Here is a 22,484-nt window from a genome sequence, read left to right as displayed (position 1 = left end):
GCGCGCAGGTCCCGACTCCGGCCGGGGTTGTTCTTTTCAGCCGTCCGGCGTTTGAGGACCGGGGTCTGGGGCGGAGCCCCAGGGGGTCCGGGCGCAGCCCGGTAGCCCGCATTTAGCCTCGCCGGCGTTTGAGGCGCGGGTTCGGGCAGCGCCCGGGGAACGGTGGAAGGGCGGGTAGGGGAACTCCGCCCCGCAGGGCCGACCTACCCGCACCCGCCCCACCGGGCCCTACGCCGGGGCGGCGGTGGCGAGCACCCCGCCGGACGGAGTTCGGCGCAGCGGCGCGAAGCCCGCGCAGCGGTGCGAGCGGCGCGTCAAGAAGGAGAAGGAATCGCGGCGGGCTGGAGTTGGTCCGCCAGCCAGGTGGGGATGCCGCCCAGGAGGTGGAACAGGCGGCGGGCCTCCGCTCGGAGGCGGGTGGCCTCCGGTTCCGGTTCGGCTTCGGCCAGGGCCGCCAGCGCCGGGGCCGTGCCGACCAGGAAGCCCAGGTCCTCCCGGATGCGGAGGGACTCCGCGAAGCCCTTGCGGGCCTCGGCGACCTCCCCGTCCCGCAGGGCCAGCGCCGCCAGGTGCCGCCAGGTGAAGGAGAGCAGCAGGGTGTCGCCGTGGGCGAGGGCGCCCGCGTGGGCCCGCCGGTACGCCGGCAGGGCGGAGGAGGGTGCGTCCGCCAGGTGTTCGGCCACCAGGCCCCGCCGGAAGTCCAGCAGTGGCCGGGTGCGCGACCCCGGGGACAGCAGCGCCGCCGCCCGGCCGAGCGCCGAGCGGGCCTCGTCGGCCCGGTCGCGTACGCCCAGTACGGTCGCCGCGTACGCCAGGTGACCCCGCTCGCAGGCGGCCGCGCCCCGGTCGTCGTCGTCCTGCGAGACCGCTTCGGCCACCCGCAGCGCGTCCTCCGCTTCGGCCCAGCCCTGACCTGTGAACAGGCAGCGCTCGACCAGGAGACCGGTCCGCTGAACGGCGGCTCCGGCATCGTGCAGGTGCGGCGTCAGCAGGGCCGCCGCGTCGGTCCAACAGCCGCGCGAGCGCAGCCGCCATATCGCCCGCTGGAGGGGGTCGTCTCCCCCGATAGTTCCGGCACTGGACATGGCGGTATCCGCCACATTGCCCTCCCCAAAGCAACCAAGCAGCACGTCGTTGAGCCCTGGGGCGAAATGAGAGCACGGATCGGCAGGTTCGGCCAAGGGGTCGGGTGAACTCTTTCACAAAGTCCGGACGGATCATCAGCCGCCCCGACCGGCCCCCCGCCGGTCAGACGGTGGATCTTCTCAGCTCATCCGCAGTGCCAGGAAGAAGTCGAGCTTGTCCTCCAGCCGGGAAAGATCCCGCGCCGTCAACTGCTCGATTCGCCCGACCCGGTACCTCAGCGTGTTGACGTGGAGGTGCAGGCGCGTGGCGCAGCGGGTCCAGGAACCGTCGCAGTCCAGGAAGGCTTCGAGCGTGGGGATGAGCTCCGCCCGGTGGCGGCGGTCGTAGTCCCGCAGCGGGTCCAGCAGCCGGGCCGTGAAGGCGCGGCGGACGTCGTCCGGGACGAACGGGAGCAGCAGGACGTGCGAGGCCAGCTCGTGGTGGCCGGCCGCGCAGACCCGGCCCGGGCGGGCCGCGGCGACCCGGCGGGCGTGCCGGGCCTCCTCCAGGGCCCCGCGGAGCCCCTCGGCGGAGGACACGGCCGCGCTGACGCCCAGGGTGAGCCGGCCGTCGTCGGCGAGTCCGGCCGCCAGGGGGTCCCGTACGGCCGCGAGCAGCGTTTCCGCGTGCAGGGCGGTGTCGGGTCCCTTCTCCTCGCCGGGCTCCCCTGCGGGCACGGGCAGCGGTACGAGGGCGATCGCCTCGTCCCCGGCGTGCGCGACGGCGATCCGGTCGGAGGGTTCCGGCCCGGAGACCGACGGGTCTACGAGGATCTCCTCCAGCAGCGACTGGGCGACGGGGCCGCCGGCGATGTCGCCGCCGTCCCAGTCCACCCGGGCCACGACGACCTGCCAGTGCGGGGCGGTGCCCAGCCCGGGCAGGAGCACCGGCGCGGCCACCCGCAGGCGGGCGGCGATCTCGGCGGGCGGGGCGCCCGTCTGGACCAGCTCCAGCACCTCCTGGGCCAGCCGGCGGCGCACCGTACGGGCCGCGTCGCGGCGGTCCCGCTCGACCGCGATGAGCTGGGTGACGCCCTGGAGCAGGTCGAGCCGCTCGGCCGGCCAGTCGCCGGCGTCGGCCTCGACGGCCAGCAGCCAGTCGGAGAGCACGCTCTCGCGGACGTCCCGGGCCGCCGGACCTGCGGGGCCGCGCCCGTGTCCCCTGATCGGGAAGAGGGAGTAGGTAATACCCTGGAGGGAGATCCGGTGCGGCCCCCTGCGGCCCGTCCGGACCGCCGCGAGGTGCTCGCTCGCCAGTGCCGCGCAGATGCCCGGCGCCAGCGGCTCGCCCGCCCCGGCGATCTGCCGACCGGTGGGCGAGAGCACCCAGGCCCGGAGATCGAGGTCCGTGGTGAGCAGATCGAGCACCACATCGGGTCCGCCACCGGCCGGACCGGAGGTCATGAGCCGCCGATGGCGGTCCACGACGGCCGCGAGGTCCCCGGCACGCTCTCCCGACACCTGCCGCACCACGTACTCGGTGATGGTGGCGAATGCAACGTCTTCGTTTACAGCGAACAACGGCAGACGGTTGCGCAGACACGCCGAGACGAGATCGTCGGGAATGTCACCCAGCTCGGCCTCGCCGGCCGCGAGCCCGGCCACGCCGGCGCTCGCGAGGATTCGTACGAACGGCTCGGAGTCGGCTGAATTTCGTCTCCATGCCAGGCCAGTGAGGACTAGCTCCCCTCCGGATAGGTATCGGCTGGGATCCCTCAGGTCGGTCGTCATGACCCCGCGGACCGTCCGGTCGAGTTCTTCCTCGCCGCCCAGCAGCCGCAGCCCCAGCGCCTCGGTTTCCAGCAGTGCGCGCAGCCGCATGATGTCGCCGCCGATCTGTCTCGAATGTTGCCGTTGGAAATCGGGCAGGTCGTCGCATCCTGCCTTTCATACGAATCTACAAGACGAGGGAGGTCCCCAGCCAACTCCTTCATGGTTTCGGTGACTGCACCCGGGGGACGGACGGCCGGTGTACTGAGTCCACACCGCGTTAACAGCACGTGAACGACCAGTCGAGGGCCCAACGGCCTCCTGGCTTGAAGTGAACGACCCGATTAAGAAGAAGAGAGCCGCACATGGACTTCCTTCGCCCCGCCAGCTGGGAGGAGGCGCTCGCCGCTAAGGCCGAGTTCCCCACAGCTGTGCCGATTGCGGGTGGCACCGATGTGATGGTCGAGATCAACTTCGACCACCGTCGGCCGGAGTACCTCCTGGACCTGAACCGCATCGGTCTCCTGCGGGAGTGGGAGGTCGGCGAGGACGTGGTACGTCTGGGCGCCTCCGTCCCGTACACGCAGATCATGGAGAACCTCCGCACGGAGCTTCCGGGACTCGCGCTCGCCTCGCACACGGTCGCGTCCCCGCAGATCCGTAACCGCGGCGGTGTCGGCGGCAACCTCGGTTGCGCCTCGCCGGCCGGCGACTCCCACCCCGCGCTGCTCGCGGCGGGCGCCGAGGTCGAGGTGGAGTCCGTACGCGGATCCCGCCTGATCCCGATCGACGAGTTCTACACCGGCGTCAAGCGCAACGCGCTGGCCGCCGACGAGCTCATCAAGACCGTCCACGTCAAGAAGGCGGACGGCCCCCAGCAGTACTCCAAGGTCGGCTCCCGCAACGCGATGGTCATCGCCGTCTGCGCGTTCGGCCTGGCGCTGCACCCCGAGACCCGGACGGTCCGTACCGGTATCGGTTCGGCCGCGCCGACCCCGATCCGGGCGAAGGCCGCCGAGGAGTTCCTCAACGCCGCGCTCGAAGAGGGCGGCTTCTGGGAGTCCGGCAACGTCATCACCCCGTCGATCGCCAAGCAGTTCGGTGACCTCGCCTCGGGCGCGGCCAACCCGATCGACGACGTCCGCGGCACGGCGAAGTACCGCCGCCACGCGGTCGGCATCATGGCTCGCCGCCAGCTCGTCTGGACGTGGGAGCAGTACCGCGGTTCGAACAACGGCCGCTCGCTTGAAGGGGCTGCGTAATCATGCGCGTCAATTTCACTGTCAACGGCCGTCCGCAGGAAGCCGACGACGTCTGGGAGGGCGAGTCCCTTCTCTACGTCCTGCGCGAGCGCCTGGGCCTGCCCGGTTCGAAGAACGCCTGTGAGCAGGGCGAGTGCGGTTCCTGCACCGTCCGTCTCGACGGCGTGCCGGTCTGTTCCTGTCTGGTCGCGGCCGGTCAGGTCGAGGGCCGCGACGTCGTGACCGTCGAGGGCCTGGCGGAGTTCGCCAAGCAGCGCGACGAGCACGGCCACGGCGGTGCCTGTGGCACCGGCGGCGGCTGCGGCAGCAAGGGCGGCGTCACCCTGGACGCGGCCAAGCAGTGGCAGGCCAAGCCGGGCGACTCGCAGACCGGCGAGGGCGTCGAGCTCTCCACCATCCAGCAGGCGTTCATCGACGCCGGCGCCGTCCAGTGCGGTTTCTGCACCCCGGGCCTCCTGGTCCAGGCCGACGCGCTGCTGGAGGAGAACCCCTCCCCGTCCGACCAGGACATCCGTGAGTCCCTGTCCGGCAACCTCTGCCGCTGCACGGGCTACGAGAAGATCCTCGACGCGGTCCGCCTCGCGGCCGCCCGTCAGTCTGAGGCGGTCTGACCATGGCCCAGAACACGCGCACGGTCCCGGCGGGTACGCCGACCAACGTCACGCAGAAGCACACCAAGGGCGGCATCGGCGAGTCCACGCTGCGCCCGGACGGCACCCTCAAGGTGACCGGCGAGTTCGCGTACTCCTCGGACATGTGGCACGAGGACATGCTGTGGGGCCAGACGCTCCGCAGCACCGTCGCCCACGCCGAGATCGTCTCGATCGACATCTCCGAGGCCCTGGCGATGCCGGGCGTCTACTCGGTGCTGACGTACGACGACCTGCCGGCCGAGATGAAGAACTACGGCCTCGAGATCCAGGACACCCCGGTTCTCGCCAACGGCCGGGTCCGTCACCACGGTGAGCCGGTCGCCCTCGTGGCCGCCGACCACCCGGAGACCGCCCGCCGCGCGGCCGCCAAGATCAAGATCGACTACCGTGAGCTGCCGCTCGTCACGGACGAGGCCTCCGCCCTCGCCGAGGGCGCGCCGCTGATCCACGAGGGCCGCGACGACCACCACATCGGTCACGTCCCGCACCCGAACATCGTGCACCGCCAGCCGATCATCCGCGGCAACGTGGAAGAGGCCCGCAAGCGCGCCGACGTCATCGTCGAGGGCGAGTACACCTTCGGCATGCAGGACCAGGCCTTCCTCGGCCCGGAGTCCGGCCTGGCCGTACCGTCCGAGGACGGCGGTGTCGAGCTGTACGTCGCCACCCAGTGGCTGCACTCGGACCTCCAGCAGATCGCCCCGGTCCTGGGCCTGCCGCCGGAGAAGGTCCGCATGACGCTCTCGGGCGTCGGCGGCGCGTTCGGTGGCCGCGAAGACATCTCGATGCAGATCCACGCCTGCCTCCTGGCCCTGGCCACGAACAAGCCGGTCAAGATCGTTTACAACCGCTTCGAGTCCTTCTTCGGCCACGTGCACCGTCACCCGGCGAAGCTGTACTACGAGCACGGCGCCACCAAGGACGGCAAGCTCACGCACATGAAGTGCAAGATCGTCCTGGACGGCGGCGCGTACGCGTCCGCTTCCCCGGCGGTCGTGGGCAACGCCTCCTCCCTCTCGGTCGGTCCGTACGTCCTGGAGGACGTGGACATCGAGGCGATCGCGCTCTACACGAACAACCCGCCCTGTGGCGCGATGCGCGGCTTCGGCGCCGTCCAGGCCTGCTTCGCCTACGAGGCCCAGATGGACAAGCTCGCGGCGAAGCTGGGCATGGACCCGGTGGAGTTCCGCCAGCTCAACGCCATGGAGCAGGGCACGATCATGCCCACCGGCCAGGTCGTGGACGCTCCGGCGCCCGTCGCCGAGCTGCTGCGCCGGGTCAAGGCCCGCCCGCTGCCGCCGGAGCGCCAGTGGGAGTCCGCCGGCGAGAGCGCGGACGTCCGCGCGCTGCCCGGTGGTCTGTCGAACACCACCCACGGTGAAGGCGTCGTCCGCGGCGTCGGCTACGCGGTCGGCATCAAGAACGTCGGCTTCTCCGAGGGCTTCGACGACTACTCCACCGCCCGCGTGACCCTCGAGGTCATCAACGGCGAGGCCGTCGCGATGGTCCACACGGCCATGGCGGAGGTCGGCCAGGGCGGTATCACCGTCCACGCGCAGATCGCCCGTACCGAGCTGGGTGTCACGCAGGTGACCATCCACCCGGCCGACACCCAGGTCGGCTCCGCCGGTTCCACGTCCGCCTCGCGGCAGACGTACATGACCGGTGGCGCCGTGAAGAACACCTGTGAGGCCGTCCGCGAGGCGGTCCTGGAGATCGGCCGGCGCAAGAACGGCTCGTACCACCCCGCGTGGGCGACCGCCGAGCTGCTCCTCGAAGGCGGCAAGGTCGTCACCGATGGCGGAGAGGTCCTCGCGGACATCGCCGACATCCTGGAGGGCGAGGACGCGATCGACATCGAGCTCGAGTTCCGCCACGCCCCGACCGAGGCCTTCGACCTGGTCACCGGCCAGGGCAACGGCCACGTCCAGTACACCTTCGCCGCGCACCGCGCGGTCGTGGAGGTGGACACCGAGCTCGGCCTCGTCAAGGTCGTCGAGCTGGCGACCGCCCAGGACGTCGGCAAGGCGCTGAACATGCTCTCCGTGGTCGGCCAGATCCAGGGTGGTACCACCCAGGGCCTGGGCGTCGCGATCATGGAAGAGATCATCGTGGACCCGAAGACCGCGAAGGTGCGCAACCCCTCCTTCACGGACTACCTGATCCCGACCATCCTCGACACCCCGACCATCCCGGTCGACGTCCTGGAGCTCGCCGACCCGAAGGCCCCGTACGGCCTGCGCGGCATGGGCGAGGCCCCGACCCTCTCGTCCACCCCGGCCGTCATCGCGGCGATCCGGGCGGCGACCGGTCTGGAGATCAACAAGACGCCGATCCGTCCGGAACTGCTCACCGGCACCCTCTAGGACGGCGTGGTCCGGGGGCCGCGAGGCCCTCGGACCCCCCCAGATTTCCGGGCGGTGTGACACGGGAACGTCACACTTCCAGCCGCACCGCCCGGAGCACGAAGTCCGGAGTCCTCAGCACCGCACCGCTCGCGGTCAAGTTTTCACCGGAAGTACCCAGATAACACCCGCGGTCGCACCACCTACCCCCGGTGTCACCAGCAGTACCAGCCGTACCGCAGAACCCACGCAGTACCCGCAGTACACGCAGTGCACTATTTGCGTCGCCTCGGGCCGTCACCCCGGGTCGTGCAGCCAAACGCGTTTTCCCAAATCCCGTGTCTCCAATCTTTATGCGGGTGCCCCTTTGAACCTTGGGAGTTAGGCACCATGACCCAGTCCTCTGTGGAGCCCAAGACCAGTGCGGAGGAGGCCGGAGACGGCTCTCCGACCCCCGCTGGCCAGACTTGGCTCGACCGGTACTTTCACATCAGCAAGCGCGGATCCAACGTCGGCAATGAGGTTCGTGGCGGTATCACGACCTTCATGGCCATGGCGTACATCCTCCTGCTGAACCCGCTGATCCTCTCCGGCAAGGATGTTGCCGGCAACTCGATGGCCGCTTCGGCGATCATCACCGCCACGGCGTTCGCCGCAGCCGCCACGACGCTCCTCATGGGCTTCGTCGGCAAGGTCCCGCTCGCACTCGCCGCCGGTCTCTCCGTGTCCGGCGTGCTGGCCTCGCAGGTGGCCCCCCAGATGACCTGGCCGCAGGCCATGGGCATGTGCGTGGTCTACGGCGTCGTGATCTGTCTCCTGGTCGTCACCGGCCTCCGCGAGATGATCATGAACGCGATCCCCCTCGCGCTCAAGCACGCCATCACCATGGGCATCGGCATGTTCGTCGCCCTGATCGGCCTCGTAAAGGCCGGCTTCGTGGGCAGGGGTCCGGAGTTCGGTCCCCCCGTGCAGCTCGGTTCCGTCGGTGAACTCGCCGGCTGGCCCGTCTTCCTCTTCTGCGTGACCCTGCTCGCCATCTTCATGCTGCAGGCACGCAAGATTCCCGGCGCGATCCTGATCGGCATCATCGGCGGAACCGTCCTCGCGGCCATTCTGAACGCGGTCGTGAACATCGACCCGAAGGCCTGGAAGAGCGGCCCGCCGGAGCTCTCCGGCTCCGCGGTCTCGATGCCGGACTTCTCGCTCTTCGGTGACGTCTCGTTCGGCGGCTGGGGCGACGTCGGTGTCATGACGGTCGGCATGATCGTCTTCACCCTCGTGCTGGCCGGCTTCTTCGACGCGATGGCCACCATCATCGGTGTCGGCACCGAGGCCAAGCTCGCCGACGAGCAGGGCCGCATGCCGGGCCTGTCCAAGGCGCTGTTCATCGACGGTGCCGGTGGCGCCATCGGTGGCGTGGCGGGTGGCTCCGGCCAGACCGTGTTCGTCGAGTCGGCCACCGGCGTCGGTGAGGGTGCCCGCACAGGCCTCGCCTCCGTCGTCACCGGTCTGTTCTTCGCCGCCTGCCTCTTCTTCACCCCGATCACGCAGATCGTCCCGGGTGAGGTCGCCTCCGCGGCCCTGGTCGTCATCGGCGCGATGATGATGCAGAACGCCCGCCACGTGGACTGGGCCGACGCGGCCACCGCGATCCCGGTCTTCCTGACCGTCGTGATCATGCCGTTCACGTACTCGATCACGGCCGGCGTCGCCGCCGGTGTCATCTCCTACGTCGCCATCAAGGTGGCGCAGGGCAAGGCGCGCGAGATCGGTGCCTTCATGTGGGCACTGACCGGAATCTTCCTGGTCTTCTTCGCGCTGCACCCGATCGAGGGCTGGCTCGGGGTCAGCTGACCCGGGCGGATCTGATCCGTACCAAGAGCCGCACCCTCCACGTATCCGATACTGGAATCTGAACCTCTCCGAGGAGGCCCCCATGCTGGATATCGCCGAAGAACTGAACCGGTGGGTCGAGCAGGGACGCGATTTCGCCGTCGCCACAGTCGTGGCGGTCGGCGGGAGCGCACCCAGGCAGCCCGGAGCGGCCCTCGCCGTCGACAGTGACGGCACGGCCATCGGTTCGGTCTCCGGTGGATGCGTAGAGGGTGCGGTGTACGAGCTGTGCCAGCAGGCGCTCGAAGACGGCGAGACCGTCCAGGAGCGCTTCGGGTACAGCGATGACGATGCCTTCGCCGTCGGTCTGACCTGCGGCGGAATCATCGACATCCTGGTGACCCCGGTCCCCGTGGGCTCTCCCGCGCGGGAGGTGTTCGAGGCCTCGCTGGCCGCCGCCGCCCGGGGGGAGGCGGCGGCGCTCGCCCGGATCGCCGAGGGCCCGGCCGAGCTCATGGGCCGTGCCGTACTCGTCCGGGGCGAAGGCTCCTACGAGGGCGGGTTCGGCGGCCACCCCGAGCTGGACCGGGCCATCGCCGAGGAGGCGCGGGCCATGCTCGACGCCGGCAAGACCGGCGTGCTGGAGATCGGCGCCGACGGCCGCCTCTGCGGAGAGCCGCTCAAGGTGCTGGTCGAGTCCAGTGTCCCGCCGCCCCGGATGATCGTCTTCGGGGCCATCGACTTCGCCTCCGCCCTGGTGCGGATCGGCAAGTTCCTCGGCTACCGGGTGACGCTGTGCGACGCCCGGCCCGTGTTCGCCACGAAGAAGCGTTTCCCCGAGGCGGACGAGATCGTGGTCGACTGGCCGCACCGCTACCTGGAGGAGCAGTCCTCCGCCGACGCGGTCGACGGCCGGACGGTCCTGTGCGTCCTCACGCACGACGCCAAGTTCGATGTCCCGCTCCTCGAACTGGCCCTCAAGCTTCCCGTCGCGTACGTCGGCGCCATGGGCTCCCGCCGCACCCACGAGGACCGCAACAAGCGGCTCCGCGAGGTCGGCGTGACCGAGCTCGAACTGGCCCGGCTGCGCTCCCCGATCGGCCTGGACCTCGGCGCCCGCTCCCCGGAGGAGACCGCGCTGTCCATCGCCGCCGAGATCGTCGCCAACCGGCGCGGCGGCACCGGCGCGGCCCTGACCGGCGCGCACATCCCGATCCACCCGGACGTCGCGAACACGGTGATCAGCAGGATCGGGTCCGTCGCTTGAAGAGCTGACGAGCTGTAGCTCGGTGTGGAAAGGGCGCAACCCCGTGGGGGTTGCGCCCTTTCGCTGTTCCGCCTATCTTACCGGCCGGTAACAGCGTCTCCCCGTAACGGAGTTGACCGGATGTCTGCCAGCCGATCGAGTAACCGCCGCGCCCTGCCGGCCGTGGCGGCCGTGGCCGCGCTGGCGCTGGCCGCCCTCGTGGCGGGTCCCGCGCCCGCGGCGGGCGCCGGATTCCCGGAGGGTGCCGGGTCCGCCGGGCCGGGCCCGCGCGAGGTCTTGTTCGTGGGCAACAACTGGGAGGGCACCGCCGACGTCCTCGCCTCCACCGGTGACCTGGCCAAGGTGGGCCGGATCGACATGATCCCGGACAAGGCGGAGCGGCTCCGGGAGATCTACCTCAACCCGGTGAAACTCGCCTACTTCCTGGGCGTCCGGGCCACCGCGGGCGAGGGCCACGACCAGTTCGTGGACGACATGTACACCACCCCGGACGGCTCCGCCGTCGTCGCCTCCCGACCCAGCTTCGCCGATGTCGTCTCCATCGACGTCCGTACCGGCCGGGTCAACTGGCGCTTTCCCGTGGCCGGTTACCGGGCCGACCACATGGCCGTCTCCCCGGACGGCACGCGCGTGGCGGTCTCGGCCTCCACCGCCAACACCGTGCACGTCCTCGACATGGCCAGCGGCCGCCAGGCCGGCTCCTTCGGCACCGGCGACAAGCCGCACGAGAACTCCTTCACCCGGGACGGGCGCTTCCTGTGGAACAGCTCCATCGGTGACGTGACCTCCGCCCTCGACGCGCCCTGGCTGGACTGGACGAAGGGCGACCGCAGGATCACGGTCGCCGACGCGCAGACCCTCCGCCCGGTCCGGGTCATCGACATGCGGGCCCGCCTCGACGCCTTCGGGCGCTCCGACCTGTCCGACGCGGTACGGCCCATGGCCTTCGCCCCGGACGAGTCGAAGCTGTACTTCCAGGTGTCCTTCTTCAACGGCTTCGTCGAGTACGACGTGGCCGCCGACCGGATCACCCGGATCAAGACCCTCCCCGAGAACCCCGCCACCAGCACCGACCGCACCACCTGGGTCAACGACTCCCGCCACCACGGCATGTCCATGAGCCCGGACGGGTCCAAGCTGTGCGTGGCGGGGACCATGGACGACTACGCGACCGTCGTCGACCGGGCCACCCTGGAGCAAGGCCCCCTCGTGCCCGCCGCCAAGCCCTACTGGGCGACCGTCGACGGCGACGGCTCCGGCTGCGTGATCTCCGAGAGCGCCGCCGACCGGGTCACGGCCATCGACTTCGCCACCGGCGCCAAGCGGGTGTCGGTACCCGTCGGAGACCACCCGCAGCGGATCCGCCTCGGGCGCGTACCGGCGGACTGGACGGGGCCCGCGGCGCGCTGACCCGGAGCAGGCCGGGGCGGGAACCCGCCCTGCCGGGCGGGTTCCCGCCCCTTATGAAGTGACTGGTCCGCGATGACCGATTAGTCTCCGGATCATGGTGGAGATCCGCGAGGTGCCCGAGGCCGACATCGACCGTGCTCTGGAGCTCGCCTACCTGGTGTTCCACGACCGTCCCGAGAAGGAGGCGCGCGAGCGGCACCACGAGCTGCTCCGCGACTGCCTGCGGATCGGGGCCTACGACGGCGACGCGATCGTCGGATTCATGGCCGCGCACGAGTTCCGGCTCTCGGTGCCCGGGGCGGACCTGCCCTGCCCCGGGCTCACCTTCGTCTCCGTCGCCCCCACCCACCGCCGCCGCGGCGTACTGACCGCCCTGATGGGCGAGATGCTGCGGCGGGCGGGAGCGGCCGGCAGCCCCCTCGCCGCCCTGTGGGCCTCCGAGGCCGCGATCTACGGGCGCTTCGGCTACGGCAGCGCCACCCAGGGCGCCACCATCGAGATCGACTCCACCCGGCCGCTGGCCCTGCGCATCGAGGCGGACCGGCGGCCGCTGCGGCTGGTCGCCACCGCGGACCCCGAGGACGCCGTCGCCGTCGTCGGCCCCTACCACGAGGCGTCCCGCGCGGTACGGGCCGGGCGCCCCACCCGCAGCGGGCGGCGCTGGACAGAGGAGTGGCTCATCGAGCAGGACGAGGAGGACGAGGAGCTCAGCCCGCCCCGGATCATCGTCCTGGGGGAGCCCGGCGAACCGATCGCGGGCTACGTCCTCTACCGCACGAAGCCCGAGGAGAACACCGCGGGCGTGCGGACCCCGGGCCTGGTCCGGGTCGACGAGCTGGAGGCCGACACCCCGCAGGCCGCCGCCGCCCTGTGGGACTGCGTGGCCTCCCTCGACCTCACCGGCCGGGTCACCGCGTGGGGCCGGCCGGCCGACGACCCGCTGCTGCACTTCGCCGCCGACCGGGACCAGGTCCGGGTCACCGCCGCCTTCCCGGCGCTCTGGCTGCGGCTGGTCGACGTGGCGGCGGCGCTGACCGGGCGGTCGTGGGCCGCGCCCGTGGAACTCGTACTGGAGCTGACCGACGTACGGCTGCCCGCGAACGCGGGGCGCTTCCTCCTGAAGGCCGGGCCGGACGGGGCGGCGTACGGGCCCGCCGGAGGCCGGGCCCCCGACCTGACCCTGGACGTACGGGAGCTCGCGGCCTGCTACCTCGGCGGGACCCGGGCCGTCGAACTGGCCGCGGCCGCCCTGCTGGTGGAGCACACCCCCGGCGCGGCGGCGGCCCTGGACGCGGGGCTGCGCACCGCGCTGCTGCCGCACACGGCGGACGAGTTCTAGACCCGTCGCCGGTCCTGCTACGGGACTACGCCGTACAGGGCCTCCGCGATTGCGGCGGCGCGCTGCTCACGGAAGTTCTGTACGTAGGCGTCGTGCACCGTCGGGCTGTTGTACTTCAACAGCGCCTCGTCGTTGCTGTTGAGGGCATTGCCGGTGTACGTGTGGCTGCCGGTGAAGACGAGCTTCTGGTCCTTCGCGCCCTTGTAGGAGCCCTCGATGAGCAGGTACTTGGTGTGGCTGGCCGTTCCGGAGACCTGGGGGTCGGCCGGGTTCTTCTGGTCGTCGTTGCCCAGATGGTGGAGGGAGATCTTTCCCTTCTCGGTCGACCTCGTGAGGTGGTAGGCCGTCTCGCGGTGCAGACCCTGACCGTCCCAGTCGGCGAGCTTGTCGTAGACGATGTTGACCATGCAGCCGGCGTTGGCCAGGTTCCAGAGCTTCTCGGCCACGGCCGGCCGGGAGATGTGACCGTTGGCGATGCGGATCACGGTACGCCCGTCGGCGGTGCCGTGGCCGGGGGAGTTCCCGTGGCAGACCTCGACCGGGCTCCCGTCGGGGTTCTTCACGGGGGTCCCGTCGGGGTTCTTCAGGGTGGTCTCGACCATGCTCAGGATGTTCTCGACGACGTCGATCTTCGCCTTGGGATCCGTCGAGTTGCGCGGGAAGAAGTAGCCCTTGGCCAGCCCCGCTTCCACGTCGATCGCCAGGTTGTCGACCCGCCCGGAACCGTCAGGCAGCGCCTGCGAGGCGGCCATCAGGTCGAAGTAGCGGGTGTAGCCGGCGTGCAGGACCGCGTTGTCGGCGACGGTCATGGCGTCGTTCCAGGCGGACTCGCGGTCCCACTTGGTGAGGTTGCCCGAGGACTGCACGACCACGTTGTCGACCGGCGTGCCCTCGGTGTGCAAGCCGGTGCCGGTGGTCCGGGAGAAGAGGAAGAACTTGTTGTGGTTGACCTTGCCCGTGCCCGGCGTGGCCTTGGCCAGGCACGGCTGGTTCGCGGCGCACACCCTGAACCAGGACGTGCCGTACGTCGCGTTCGCGGGCGGGGTCAAAGCGAACGCCTTGGTCAGCGTGTCCTTCACGGCCAGGCCGGCGCCGGCCATCCAGGGGTCGCTGACGCTGTCGTTGTCGACGAGGACCTGCACGTTCACGTTCCTCTTGTGCGCCGCCTCGAGCTGGGTTGCGAGCCAGCCCGATCCGAATAGGTACAGCGATATGCGGATGGTCGACCCGCTCTGGGCGCCGCCGACGAGTTTGCCGAGGTGGCTGAGGATCGCGCCCTGCTCGGCCGCCGTGCCCTTGGGCTTGTTGAAGACGGGGCCGGTGGTCGCGGCGGACGTAGTCGTGTCCTCGGCAGAGGCGGACGGAGCGCCCACCATCAGGAGGGCCCCGATGACCAGGGCCGTAAGGATTCTGTTCTTGATCACGCGGACCACTTTACGAGGGCCATGCGGCGCGTGATCACCGGGAGGCCGCCGAGCGGGCGCGGCGGGGACAAGTCGGGACAAGGCAGGGCGGGGGCGGGCAGGGGGTCCCCCTGCCCGCCGCAGGATCAGCGGTCCTCAGCGGTCCGCTCTCAGCGGGCGGGCAGCGAGATCCGGGCCGCCGACATGCCGAAGCCGGCGCTCAGGACGCCGGTGGAGATCCCGTCGCCCAGCCGGTGCAGGTCCTCCTCGCGGTAACGCTTCACCTTCTGGTGCCAGTTGAGGATTCCGGCCAGCCAGTCCTTCAACTCGCCTACGTACGCGTCGAGTCCGGCTCGGGCTTCGGCGTCCAGCTGCCAGTCGTCGTAGAGCAGCGGCAGCTGGTTGGCGACGATGTGCTCGAACTCCTCGGTGCGCTGCGTCATCAGCGAGTGGCAGATGTGCAGTGCATCCGCGTAGCCGATGTCGAAGAAGTTGCGGGTGACGAGCAGGTAGTTGTGCACCTCGCCCTCGACCTCCACCTCCTTCTGGTACGAGAAGATGTCGTTCATCAGGCATGCGGAGTCGGCGGCCGCGTTCTCCAGGGAGCGGATGGTGCCCGAGGCGTAGATGTCGTCGGGGATGCCACGGCCCGCCTGGCCCAGCCGGCACAGGTACATCGTGAGGTGCGAGCCGAAGGTGTGCCGCCGCATCTCCGCGTAGTCCACCGGATCGGGGATGCGGTTCTGGATCTGGTTCTCCATCTCCCACAGCCAGCTCTGCAGCATGTTCACGAGGGTGGCCCGGAACTCGGTCCGGATCTCGGGTGTCATGTCCTTGCTGGTGCGTACCCACAGGTCGCCGAGGGACCGCTCCATCGCGGTCAGCCCCACCGGCTGCTCCGCGTGGTCCACCGGGATCATGGAGACGAGCCGCGCGGTGGTGGCCTTGGCGGCCGGCAGGTTCTTGGACTGGGCGAAGACCACCGGGTAGTAGTCGTCCCCGTACGTCCCCCAGGTCAGCCAGCAGGCGTTGAGGGTCAGGGCCTCGTGGGTGGCGTCGGGGTCGATGCCCGCGGAGCAGAGCGCGAAGTCGTAGCCGCGCAGCTTCTCCTCGTTCCAGATCGCCGAGCCGGGGTCGCCGGGCTGTGGATCGATCAGCCCCATCTCCCCGGCCCAGGCGACGGACTCCTCGCGGGCGCGGACGAGGTACGGGCTGAAGGTGAGCGGGAACGGCATGTAGATGTCCGGGATGACGGACGGGCCGGTGTGCTCGAAGGGGACGTGGGTGAAGGAGCGCCTGCGCAGCTCCAGGGCGCGCGGGGCGAGGATGGAGCGGAGGTCGAGGGCGGTGGTGCCGAGGCCCGAGGGCATGAACGGCAGGGTGAGCGGGGCGGTGGCCCGGGCCTCCTTGTTCATGTACCGGCTGGAGACCATGTGCCACTCGTGGCCGCCGGACTGCCAGTCCTGGAGCCCCTTGGCGTACGCGAGGACGGCGGCGATCTCGGCCGGGTTCATGGCGTGGTCGGCGAAGAGCTGGGGGAGTTCGGCGAGGGCGGTCTGCTCGAACTGCTGGAGCCGGGAGGTGAGGAGGTCGTTGGAGGCCTCGGCGGCCTCCTGGGTGGTGCAGCCGAGGAAGGTCTCCAACACGAGGATGGCGTTGGAGAGTTCGCCCTCCTCGGAGACCTCGCGCTGGTAGGAGAAGATGTCGTTCCTGATGTGTACGGCGTCGGAGAAGGCGTCGCGCAGCACGCCGAGGGGACGGGAGTGCGCGACGCGGGCCGGGACCTCCGCGGAGACGTACTCGATGAGCCCGGCCGACCAGGGGGCGCCGCCGACCTTGCGGCGCATCTCGATGTATTCGAGGGGGTTGGAGACCCGGCCGATGTTGATGTTGGCGAGTTCCCACATCGACTCGTCGAGCAGGTTCTTGGTGGACAGGGAGAACCGTTCCCGCCAGTCCATCGACATGGCCGGGACGGTACGGGCCCACAGGTCGGCGAGTCCGGCCTCGACGGGGTTGGTGGCCTCGGGGAAACCTTCCGCCAGGTCCATCGGCATGAAGGCGCCGAGCCGGTCGAGGTAGGCCTTGGCGCCCGCGCGGTCCTGGGAGCGCTTGTACATCTCCAGGAAGTGGTCGTCGAAGAAGAACACCCACACGTACCAGTCGGTGACCAGGGACAGTGCCTCGCTGCCGCAGTCGGGGTGGGTGTACGAGCAGAGCAGGGCGTAGTCGTGCGAGTCGAGGTCGCTCTCCTCCCAGACGCCGGAACCTTCCAGCATCCCGAAGTCGCGGGCCCACTTCTTGGTGTGGACCCTGGCGTCCTCCAGGTGGGGGTTCAGTCGCGCCGGATAAGGCACATAGAAATCCGGCAGTTGAAACGGCTGCGTCACGGCAGGGTGGGCCTTTCATCTGACTGTCTCGTTGGTTCCTCACGAGATCAGCAGGGCACTACCCGTGTTGCCGGTGGGATAAGGGGGAGTTCACTTCATCAGGTGACGTGTGCGTCGTTCTGTGGCGGATGGGGCTGCTGACCGGTAGGGAGACGGGGGAGGCGGTCCATCCCTCCCCCGTCCCCCTACCCGGCCGCCCGCCTCGGCTCAGGCCCCTGCGGACTTCCGCTCGTCGAACGCCGGGTAGAACTTGCGCAGCAGGCCGAAGGTCTCGGGGAAGTCGAGCTGGCCCGGGGCGGAGCTGGCGCCGAAGAAGGAGTAGGTGATCCGCGACCCCAGGGCGGGGAAGAAGACGCGCGAGACCGCTCCGGCCTCGCCCATGGCGATGACGATCAGCCGGGTGTCCTCGGCTCCGGCGCGCAGCAGCAGTGAGGCCAGCCGCCGTACGTCGTCCTCGGACCGGACCATGGTGGACACCTTGACCACGTCGGCGCCGGCGCTCTTCGCGTCGTCGATGACGGTCTGGAGTTCCCCGGTGTCCGGGGTGAATTCGAAATTGTGATAGGAGACGAGCGCCACCGTGTCGTGCCGGTGAGCGGCCTCGATCACGTCGGCGAGGATTTCCCCGGAGGAGAGCTCGATGTCCACGGCCTGGACCTGGGGGGCGAGCGCGCGGAACAGTTCGAGGCGCTGCGCCTCGGTGCCCTTCCAGTCGCCGCCTTCGCGGGCGGACCGGATCGTGGCCAGGACCGGCAGTGTCTTGAACGCGTCTACCTGCGCCAGGACATGGGCCGTGTCGGTGGCCGCGTACCGGTCGACGCGCAGTTCGGCCACGTCGACGCCGGCGCTCTTCGCGGCGTGTGCGCGCGGCTCGGTTTCGCTGTCGTCGAAGCTGACGGCCACCAGCGGAATCCCGCCGTCGAGAAGCGCCCGCAGTGAATTCATTTCTTGGTCACAGCCTTTTCGATTCCGATATCCGACGCGAAGTGCAGGGTGAACGGGGCGGATTATACGTGGAATCGCCCGGGGTCAGGGGGGCCGCCCGTCCCTTGGGCGGCAGGCGCCCGGCGGGCAGGAAGGTGCTGGTGTCGCACCTCGGGATGCTTGTCCGATTGTTCTAGGTTTGTGTCATCAGTTCATACTTTCGAGTTCCGGGAGAGAGACTCATGGCGATCGACCTCGACAAGGTGCTGGACAAGGCGTGGGCCGACAAGCCGCTCGCGGAGGTGCTCGCGGCGCCGGTGGCCGCGCTCAAGGGCGTCACCGACAAGGACGGCGAGCTGCTGCTGGAGGCCTTCGGCGTGAAGACCGTCGCCGATTTCGGCCAGCTGAAGTACGCGCGCTGGGCGCAGGCCCTGGTGGCGCTGAACCAGACCACGAAGTAGGGGGAGCACCGGGGCGCCCCGGCCGTTACCCGGCGGGCCTCAGGTCCCCGTCGGGGTGGGCCGCGCGCCAGGCCTTGATGGACAGGTCCCAGTCGTCGCCCGTCAGGGCGGTGAGGGAAGCGGGGAAGAGGCCGTCCTCCTCTTTCGCGATGTGGCGGTGGAGCTCCTCCACCGCCCGGCGCAGCGCCGCCGTGTCCGCCGGGTCCGCCAGGTCGGCGCCCGCGAGGAACGCCGCGAGTTCGCGGTGTTCCCCGACCAGGTCCGTGATGTACGGGGCGTACTCCGGGTCCTGCTCCATGACGGTGAACAAGCCGTCCTCCTCACCCGTCCAGTGGGCGAGGAGGACGGCCGTCATCTCCGCGACGAGGGCGCGCGCCCTCGGGAGGTCCCCCGCGTCCAGGGCGCGCAGGGCGTCGCCCGCAGCGTTGGTCACCGCCTCGTGCTCGGCGGTGAACTCCTTGATCAGGGGATCTCGCGGCAGCCGCAGTAATGGCACATGCGGCTCAGTCTGGTCCAGCCGGTGCCCGCTTAGTCGCTTTCGCCTTCGAGGTTGCCCTCCGTGTCCAGGTACACCTGGCGCAGCGCCTCCAGGACCTGCGGGTCCGGCTTCTCCCACATGCCGCGGGACTCGGCCTCCAGCAGCCGCTCCGCGATCCCGTGCAGGGCCCAGGGGTTGGCCTCCTCCAGGAAGGCGCGGTTCTCCGGGTCCAGGACGTACGTCTCGGTCAGCTTGTCGTACATCCAGTCGGCCACCACGCCGGTCGTGGCGTCGTAGCCGAAGAGGTAGTCGACGGTCGCCGCGAGCTCGAAGGCTCCCTTGTAACCGTGGCGGCGCATCGCCTCGATCCACTTCGGGTTCACGACGCGGGCGCGGAAGACGCGGGAGGTCTCCTCGACCAGCGTGCGCGTCTTGACCGTCTCGGGCCGGGTCGAGTCCCCGATGTACGCCTCGGGGGCCGTGCCGCGCAGCGCGCGGACGGTGGCCACCATGCCGCCGTGGTACTGGAAGTAGTCGTCGGAGTCGGCGATGTCGTGCTCACGGGTGTCGGTGTTCTTCGCCGCGACCGTGATCCGCTTGTAGGCGGTCTCCATCTCCTCGCGGGCCGCGCGCCCTTCGAGGCCCCGGCCGTACGCGTACCCGCCCCACACCGTGTAGACCTCCGCGAGGTCGGCGTCGGTGCGCCAGTCGCGGGAGTCGATCAGCTGCAGGATGCCCGCGCCGTACGTGCCCGGGCGCGAGCCGAAGATGCGGGTGGTGGCCCGCCGCTCGTCCCCGTGCACGGCCAGGTCGGCCTGCGCGTGGGCCCGTACGAAGTTGTCCTCCGCGGGCTCCTCCAGCGAGGCGGCCAGCCGTACCGCGTCGTCCAGCAGGCCGATGACGTGCGGGAACGCGTCGCGGAAGAAGCCCGAGATGCGCAGGGTCACGTCGATGCGCGGCCGGCCCAGCTCGGCGAGCGGGATCGGCTCCAGGCCGGTGACGCGGCGCGAGGCCTCGTCCCAGACCGGGCGGACGCCGAGCAGCGCCATGGCCTCGGCCACGTCGTCGCCCGAGGTGCGCATCGCGCTCGTGCCCCACAGGGACAGGCCGACGGAGGCGGGCCATTCGCCGTTGTCCGTGCGGTAGCGGGTCAGGAGGGAGTCGGCGAGCGCCTGGCCGGTCTCCCACGCGAGGCGGGAGGGGACGGCCTTGGGGTCCACCGAGTAGAAGTTGCGGCCGGTCGGCAGCACGTTGACCAGACCGCGCAGCGGGGAGCCGGAGGGGCCCGCCGGGACGAACCCGCCGTCCAGGGCGCTGACCACGTGGGCGATCTCGTCGGTGGTGCCGGCCAGCCGCGGGACGACCTCGCGGGCCGCGAAGTCCAGTACGGCCGCCACGTCCGCCGAGTGTCCGGCGGCCACGGAAGTCACCGCCTCCGGTGACCAGTCGGCGTCCTCCATCGCCTGGACCAGCGCACGGGCCGTCTCCTCCGCCTCGTCGGCGGTGGTGCGGGTGGCCGCGGACTCGTCGAGGCCGAGCGCCTCGCGCAGGCCGGGCAGGGCCGTCGTACCGCCCCAGATCTGGCGGGCGCGCAGGATGGCGAGGACCAGGTTGACGCGGGCATCGCCGGTCGGGGCGCCGCCCAGGACGTGCAGGCCGTCGCGGATCTGGGCGTCCTTGATCTCGCACAGCCAGCCGTCGACGTGGAGGAGGAAGTCGTCGAAGCCGTCGTCGTCGGGGCGCTGCTCCAGACCCAGGTCGTGGTCCAGCTTCGCGGCCTGGATCAGGGTCCAGATCTGGGCGCGGATGGCCGGCAGCTTCGCCGGGTCCATCGCGGAGATCTGGGCGTACTCGTCGAGGTGCTGCTCCAGGCGCGCGATGTCGCCGTACGACTCCGCGCGCGCCATCGGCGGCACCAGGTGGTCGACCAGGGTGGCGTGCACGCGGCGCTTGGCCTGGGTGCCCTCGCCCGGATCGTTGACCAGGAACGGGTAGATGAGGGGCAGGTCGCCGAGCGCGGCGTCGGGGGCGCAGGACGCCGACAGGCCGGCGTTCTTGCCCGGCAGCCACTCCAGGTTGCCGTGCTTGCCCAGGTGGATCATCGCGTCGGCGCCGAAACCGCCGTCCTCGGCGCGGGCCTGGATCCAGCGGTACGCGGCCAGGTAGTGGTGCGAGGGCGGCAGGTCCGGGTCGTGGTAGATCGCGATCGGGTTCTCACCGAAACCGCGCGGCGGCTGGATGAGGATGAGGAGGTTGGCGCGCCGCAGGGCCGCCAGCACGATGTCGCCCTCGGGGTTGGCCGAGCGGTCCACGAACATGTTGCCCGGGGCCTCGCCCCAGTGCCGCTCGACGCTTTCGCGCAGATCGGCCGGGAGCTCGGCGAACCAGCGCTTGTAGTCGGCCGCCGGGATGCGGACCGGGTTGCGGGCGAGCTGCTCCTCGGTGAGCCAGTCCTGGTCGTGGCCGCCGGCCTCGATCAGGGCGCGGATCAGCTCGTCGCCGTCGCCGGAGACCAGGCCGGGTACGTCCTCGACGGGGCCGAAGTCGTAGCCGCCCGCGATGAGCGTGCGCAGCAGCTCCACGGCGCTGGCCGGGGTGTCCAGGCCGACCGCGTTGCCGATGCGGGAGTGCTTGGTGGGGTACGCGGAGAGGACCAGGGCGATCTTCTTGTCGCGGCGGTCGATGTGGCGCAGGCGCGCGTGGCGCACGGCGATGCCGGCCACGCGGGCGGCCCGCTCGGGGTCGGCGACGTACGCGGGCAGACCGTCCTCGTCCAGCTCCTTGAAGGAGAAGGGGACGGTGATCAGGCGGCCGTCGAACTCCGGGACGGCGACCTGGGTGGCGGCGTCGAGGGGGGACAGGCCCTCGTCGTTCTCCTCCCAGGCGGACCGGGAACCGGTCAGGCACAGGGCCTGCAGGATCGGCACGCCGAGGGCGGCCAGGGCGCCGGCGTCCCAGGACTCGTCGTCACCGCCGGCGGAGGCGGTGGCGGGCTTGGTGCCGCCGGCCGCCAGGACGGTGGTGACGATCGCGTCGGCGGACGCGAGCTGCTCGATCAGCTCCGGCTCCGGGGAGCGGAGGGAGGAGACGTAGAGGGGCAGCGCCTGGGCGCCGTGGGCCTCGATCGCCTCCGAGAGGGTGTGCACGAAGGCGGTGTTGCCGCTCATCTGGTGCGCGCGGTAGTAGAGCACCGCGATCCGGGGCCCCTCGGTGCGCTGCGGGGTGCGCTCCAGCGGGCCCCAGGTGGGGGAGGCCGCCGGGGGCTCGAAACCGTGGCCGGTCAGCAGCACGGTGTCGGAGAGGAAGCGGGCGAGCTGGTCCAGGTTGGCCGGGCCGCCGTGGGCGAGGTAGCCGTGCGCCTCGGCGGCGATGCCGATCGGGACGGTCGAGGCTTCCATCAGCTGAGCGTCGGGCGCCTGTTCGCCGGTCAGGACGACCACCGGGCGGGTCTGGCCGGGGGCCAGGAGCAGGTCGAGGCCGTCCTGCCAGGCGCGGAGGCCGCCGAGGAGGCGTACGACGACCAGGGTGACGCCGTCGAGGAGACCGGGGAGGTCGTCGAGGGGAAGGCGGGAGGGGTTCGCGAACCGGTAGGGGACGGGAGCGTCCCCGGCGTTCGCTGCGCGGGCGCTGAGCAGATCGGTGTCGGACGTCGACAGCAGCAGGATCATGCGGCGGCAGGCCTTCCTCGGGGTTTCCGCGCCCCGGGCAGTGAGGACGACGGGAGTTCCTGACTCATCCGGTGCGGCCGGGGCCGCGCGGATTCACAGTGGCGGGACCGCGCCGGATTCGCACCGGGCTTCCTCCCATGTCGCCGTCCTCGGCGATGGCGGGCCTGTTGGCCGCCTTGGGCTCATCTTAGGGGGCTGGTGTGCGGGGGTCTTGGGG

The 22,484-nt window shown here is 70.7% G+C and carries 15 protein-coding genes and 1 riboswitch; of the genes, 8 read left to right on the top strand and 7 right to left on the bottom strand.

The window, feature by feature from the left end; genetic code table 11:
* Positions 1-314: 314 nt before the first annotated feature.
* The gene (locus tag AC061S_RS41585; protein WP_478691063.1) at positions 315-1,100 is read right to left on the bottom strand and encodes a hypothetical protein; all 786 of its coding nucleotides are present in this window, start codon (positions 1,098-1,100) and stop codon (positions 315-317) included.
* 165 nt (positions 1,101-1,265) lie between these two features.
* The gene (locus AC061S_RS41580; RefSeq protein ID WP_478691062.1) at positions 1,266-2,945 is read right to left on the bottom strand and encodes a PucR family transcriptional regulator; all 1,680 of its coding nucleotides are present in this window, start codon (positions 2,943-2,945) and stop codon (positions 1,266-1,268) included.
* Positions 2,946-3,199: 254 nt separating this feature from the next.
* Here AC061S_RS41580 and AC061S_RS41575 point away from each other — a divergent pair, with 254 nt between their 5' ends.
* The 7 genes from AC061S_RS41575 (at position 3,200) to AC061S_RS41545 (ending at position 12,943) form a co-directional block, all read left to right on the top strand.
* Positions 3,200-4,096 carry an FAD binding domain-containing protein gene (locus AC061S_RS41575; protein WP_243338754.1) on the top strand — a complete coding sequence of 299 codons (897 nt, stop codon included), beginning with the start codon at positions 3,200-3,202 and terminating at the stop codon, positions 4,094-4,096.
* A 2-nt stretch (positions 4,097-4,098) separates the two neighbouring features.
* Complete coding sequence (locus AC061S_RS41570) at positions 4,099-4,707, top strand: (2Fe-2S)-binding protein (protein WP_112451345.1); 609 nt, start codon at positions 4,099-4,101, stop codon at positions 4,705-4,707.
* A gap of 2 nt (positions 4,708-4,709) precedes the next feature.
* Positions 4,710-7,115 carry a xanthine dehydrogenase family protein molybdopterin-binding subunit gene (locus tag AC061S_RS41565; protein ID WP_478691061.1) on the top strand — a complete coding sequence of 802 codons (2,406 nt, stop codon included), beginning with the start codon at positions 4,710-4,712 and terminating at the stop codon, positions 7,113-7,115.
* 369 nt (positions 7,116-7,484) lie between these two features.
* Positions 7,485-8,948, top strand: coding sequence for an NCS2 family permease (locus AC061S_RS41560; RefSeq protein WP_478691060.1), 1,464 nt, complete (start codon positions 7,485-7,487; stop codon positions 8,946-8,948).
* Between the two features lie 82 nt (positions 8,949-9,030).
* Positions 9,031-10,194: an XdhC family protein gene (locus AC061S_RS41555; protein WP_478691059.1), complete on the top strand. Its 1,164-nt coding sequence runs from the start codon at positions 9,031-9,033 to the stop codon at positions 10,192-10,194.
* A 120-nt stretch (positions 10,195-10,314) separates the two neighbouring features.
* Positions 10,315-11,604, top strand: coding sequence for a YncE family protein (locus AC061S_RS41550; RefSeq protein ID WP_478691058.1), 1,290 nt, complete (start codon positions 10,315-10,317; stop codon positions 11,602-11,604).
* A gap of 94 nt (positions 11,605-11,698) precedes the next feature.
* Positions 11,699-12,943, top strand: coding sequence for a GNAT family N-acetyltransferase (locus AC061S_RS41545; RefSeq protein ID WP_478691057.1), 1,245 nt, complete (start codon positions 11,699-11,701; stop codon positions 12,941-12,943).
* A gap of 17 nt (positions 12,944-12,960) precedes the next feature.
* On the opposite strand, the gene AC061S_RS41540 is transcribed toward AC061S_RS41545, so the two are convergent.
* The 3 genes from AC061S_RS41540 to aroD all read right to left on the bottom strand — a co-directional run bounded on the left by AC061S_RS41540 (position 12,961) and on the right by aroD (position 17,681).
* On the bottom strand, positions 12,961-14,367 hold the full coding sequence (locus AC061S_RS41540) for a phospholipase D-like domain-containing protein (RefSeq protein ID WP_478691056.1): 1,407 nt from the start codon (positions 14,365-14,367) through the stop codon (positions 12,961-12,963).
* A 149-nt stretch (positions 14,368-14,516) separates the two neighbouring features.
* On the bottom strand, positions 14,517-16,736 hold the full coding sequence (locus AC061S_RS41535) for a terpene synthase family protein (protein ID WP_478691055.1): 2,220 nt from the start codon (positions 16,734-16,736) through the stop codon (positions 14,517-14,519).
* Between the two features lie 207 nt (positions 16,737-16,943).
* Positions 16,944-17,681 (bottom strand): type I 3-dehydroquinate dehydratase, encoded by a 738-nt coding sequence (gene aroD / locus AC061S_RS41530; protein WP_478691054.1) that lies wholly within the window; start codon positions 17,679-17,681, stop codon positions 16,944-16,946.
* 221 nt (positions 17,682-17,902) lie between these two features.
* On the opposite strand from aroD, the gene AC061S_RS41525 reads away from it, so the two are divergent.
* Positions 17,903-18,121, top strand: a complete 219-nt coding sequence (locus AC061S_RS41525) for a hypothetical protein (protein WP_243338778.1) — start codon at positions 17,903-17,905, stop codon at positions 18,119-18,121.
* A gap of 25 nt (positions 18,122-18,146) precedes the next feature.
* On the opposite strand, the gene AC061S_RS41520 is transcribed toward AC061S_RS41525, so the two are convergent.
* Both AC061S_RS41520 and cobN read right to left on the bottom strand, forming a co-directional pair.
* Complete coding sequence (locus AC061S_RS41520; protein ID WP_478691053.1) at positions 18,147-18,617, bottom strand: hemerythrin domain-containing protein; 471 nt, start codon at positions 18,615-18,617, stop codon at positions 18,147-18,149.
* Positions 18,618-18,649: 32 nt separating this feature from the next.
* Complete coding sequence (gene cobN / locus AC061S_RS41515; RefSeq protein ID WP_478691052.1) at positions 18,650-22,267, bottom strand: cobaltochelatase subunit CobN; 3,618 nt, start codon at positions 22,265-22,267, stop codon at positions 18,650-18,652.
* A 53-nt stretch (positions 22,268-22,320) separates the two neighbouring features.
* Positions 22,321-22,423, bottom strand: a riboswitch (cobalamin riboswitch).
* Between the last annotated feature and the right edge of the window lie 61 nt (positions 22,424-22,484).

The sequence above is a fragment of the Streptomyces sp. CA189 genome, assembly GCF_056428985.1.
The sequence above is the reverse complement of the archived record's forward strand: the minus strand, read 5'-3'. Positions and strand labels throughout refer to the sequence as shown.

Excerpts from the sequence above, each read along its gene's own strand:
- AC061S_RS41550 (WP_478691058.1), top strand. The coding sequence starts at position 10,315 with ATGTCTGCCAGCCGATCGAGTAACCGCCGCGCCCTGCCGGCCGTGGCG.
- AC061S_RS41525 (WP_243338778.1), top strand. The coding sequence starts at position 17,903 with ATGGCGATCGACCTCGACAAGGTGCTGGACAAGGCGTGGGCCGACAAG.
- AC061S_RS41555 (WP_478691059.1), top strand. The coding sequence starts at position 9,031 with ATGCTGGATATCGCCGAAGAACTGAACCGGTGGGTCGAGCAGGGACGC.
- aroD (WP_478691054.1), bottom strand. The coding sequence starts at position 17,681 with ATGAATTCACTGCGGGCGCTTCTCGACGGCGGGATTCCGCTGGTGGCC.
- AC061S_RS41560 (WP_478691060.1), top strand. The coding sequence starts at position 7,485 with ATGACCCAGTCCTCTGTGGAGCCCAAGACCAGTGCGGAGGAGGCCGGA.
- cobN (WP_478691052.1), bottom strand. The coding sequence starts at position 22,267 with ATGATCCTGCTGCTGTCGACGTCCGACACCGATCTGCTCAGCGCCCGC.
- AC061S_RS41545 (WP_478691057.1), top strand. The coding sequence starts at position 11,699 with ATGGTGGAGATCCGCGAGGTGCCCGAGGCCGACATCGACCGTGCTCTG.
- AC061S_RS41580 (WP_478691062.1), bottom strand. The coding sequence starts at position 2,945 with ATGCGGCTGCGCGCACTGCTGGAAACCGAGGCGCTGGGGCTGCGGCTG.
- AC061S_RS41565 (WP_478691061.1), top strand. The coding sequence starts at position 4,710 with ATGGCCCAGAACACGCGCACGGTCCCGGCGGGTACGCCGACCAACGTC.
- AC061S_RS41575 (WP_243338754.1), top strand. The coding sequence starts at position 3,200 with ATGGACTTCCTTCGCCCCGCCAGCTGGGAGGAGGCGCTCGCCGCTAAG.
- AC061S_RS41570 (WP_112451345.1), top strand. The coding sequence starts at position 4,099 with ATGCGCGTCAATTTCACTGTCAACGGCCGTCCGCAGGAAGCCGACGAC.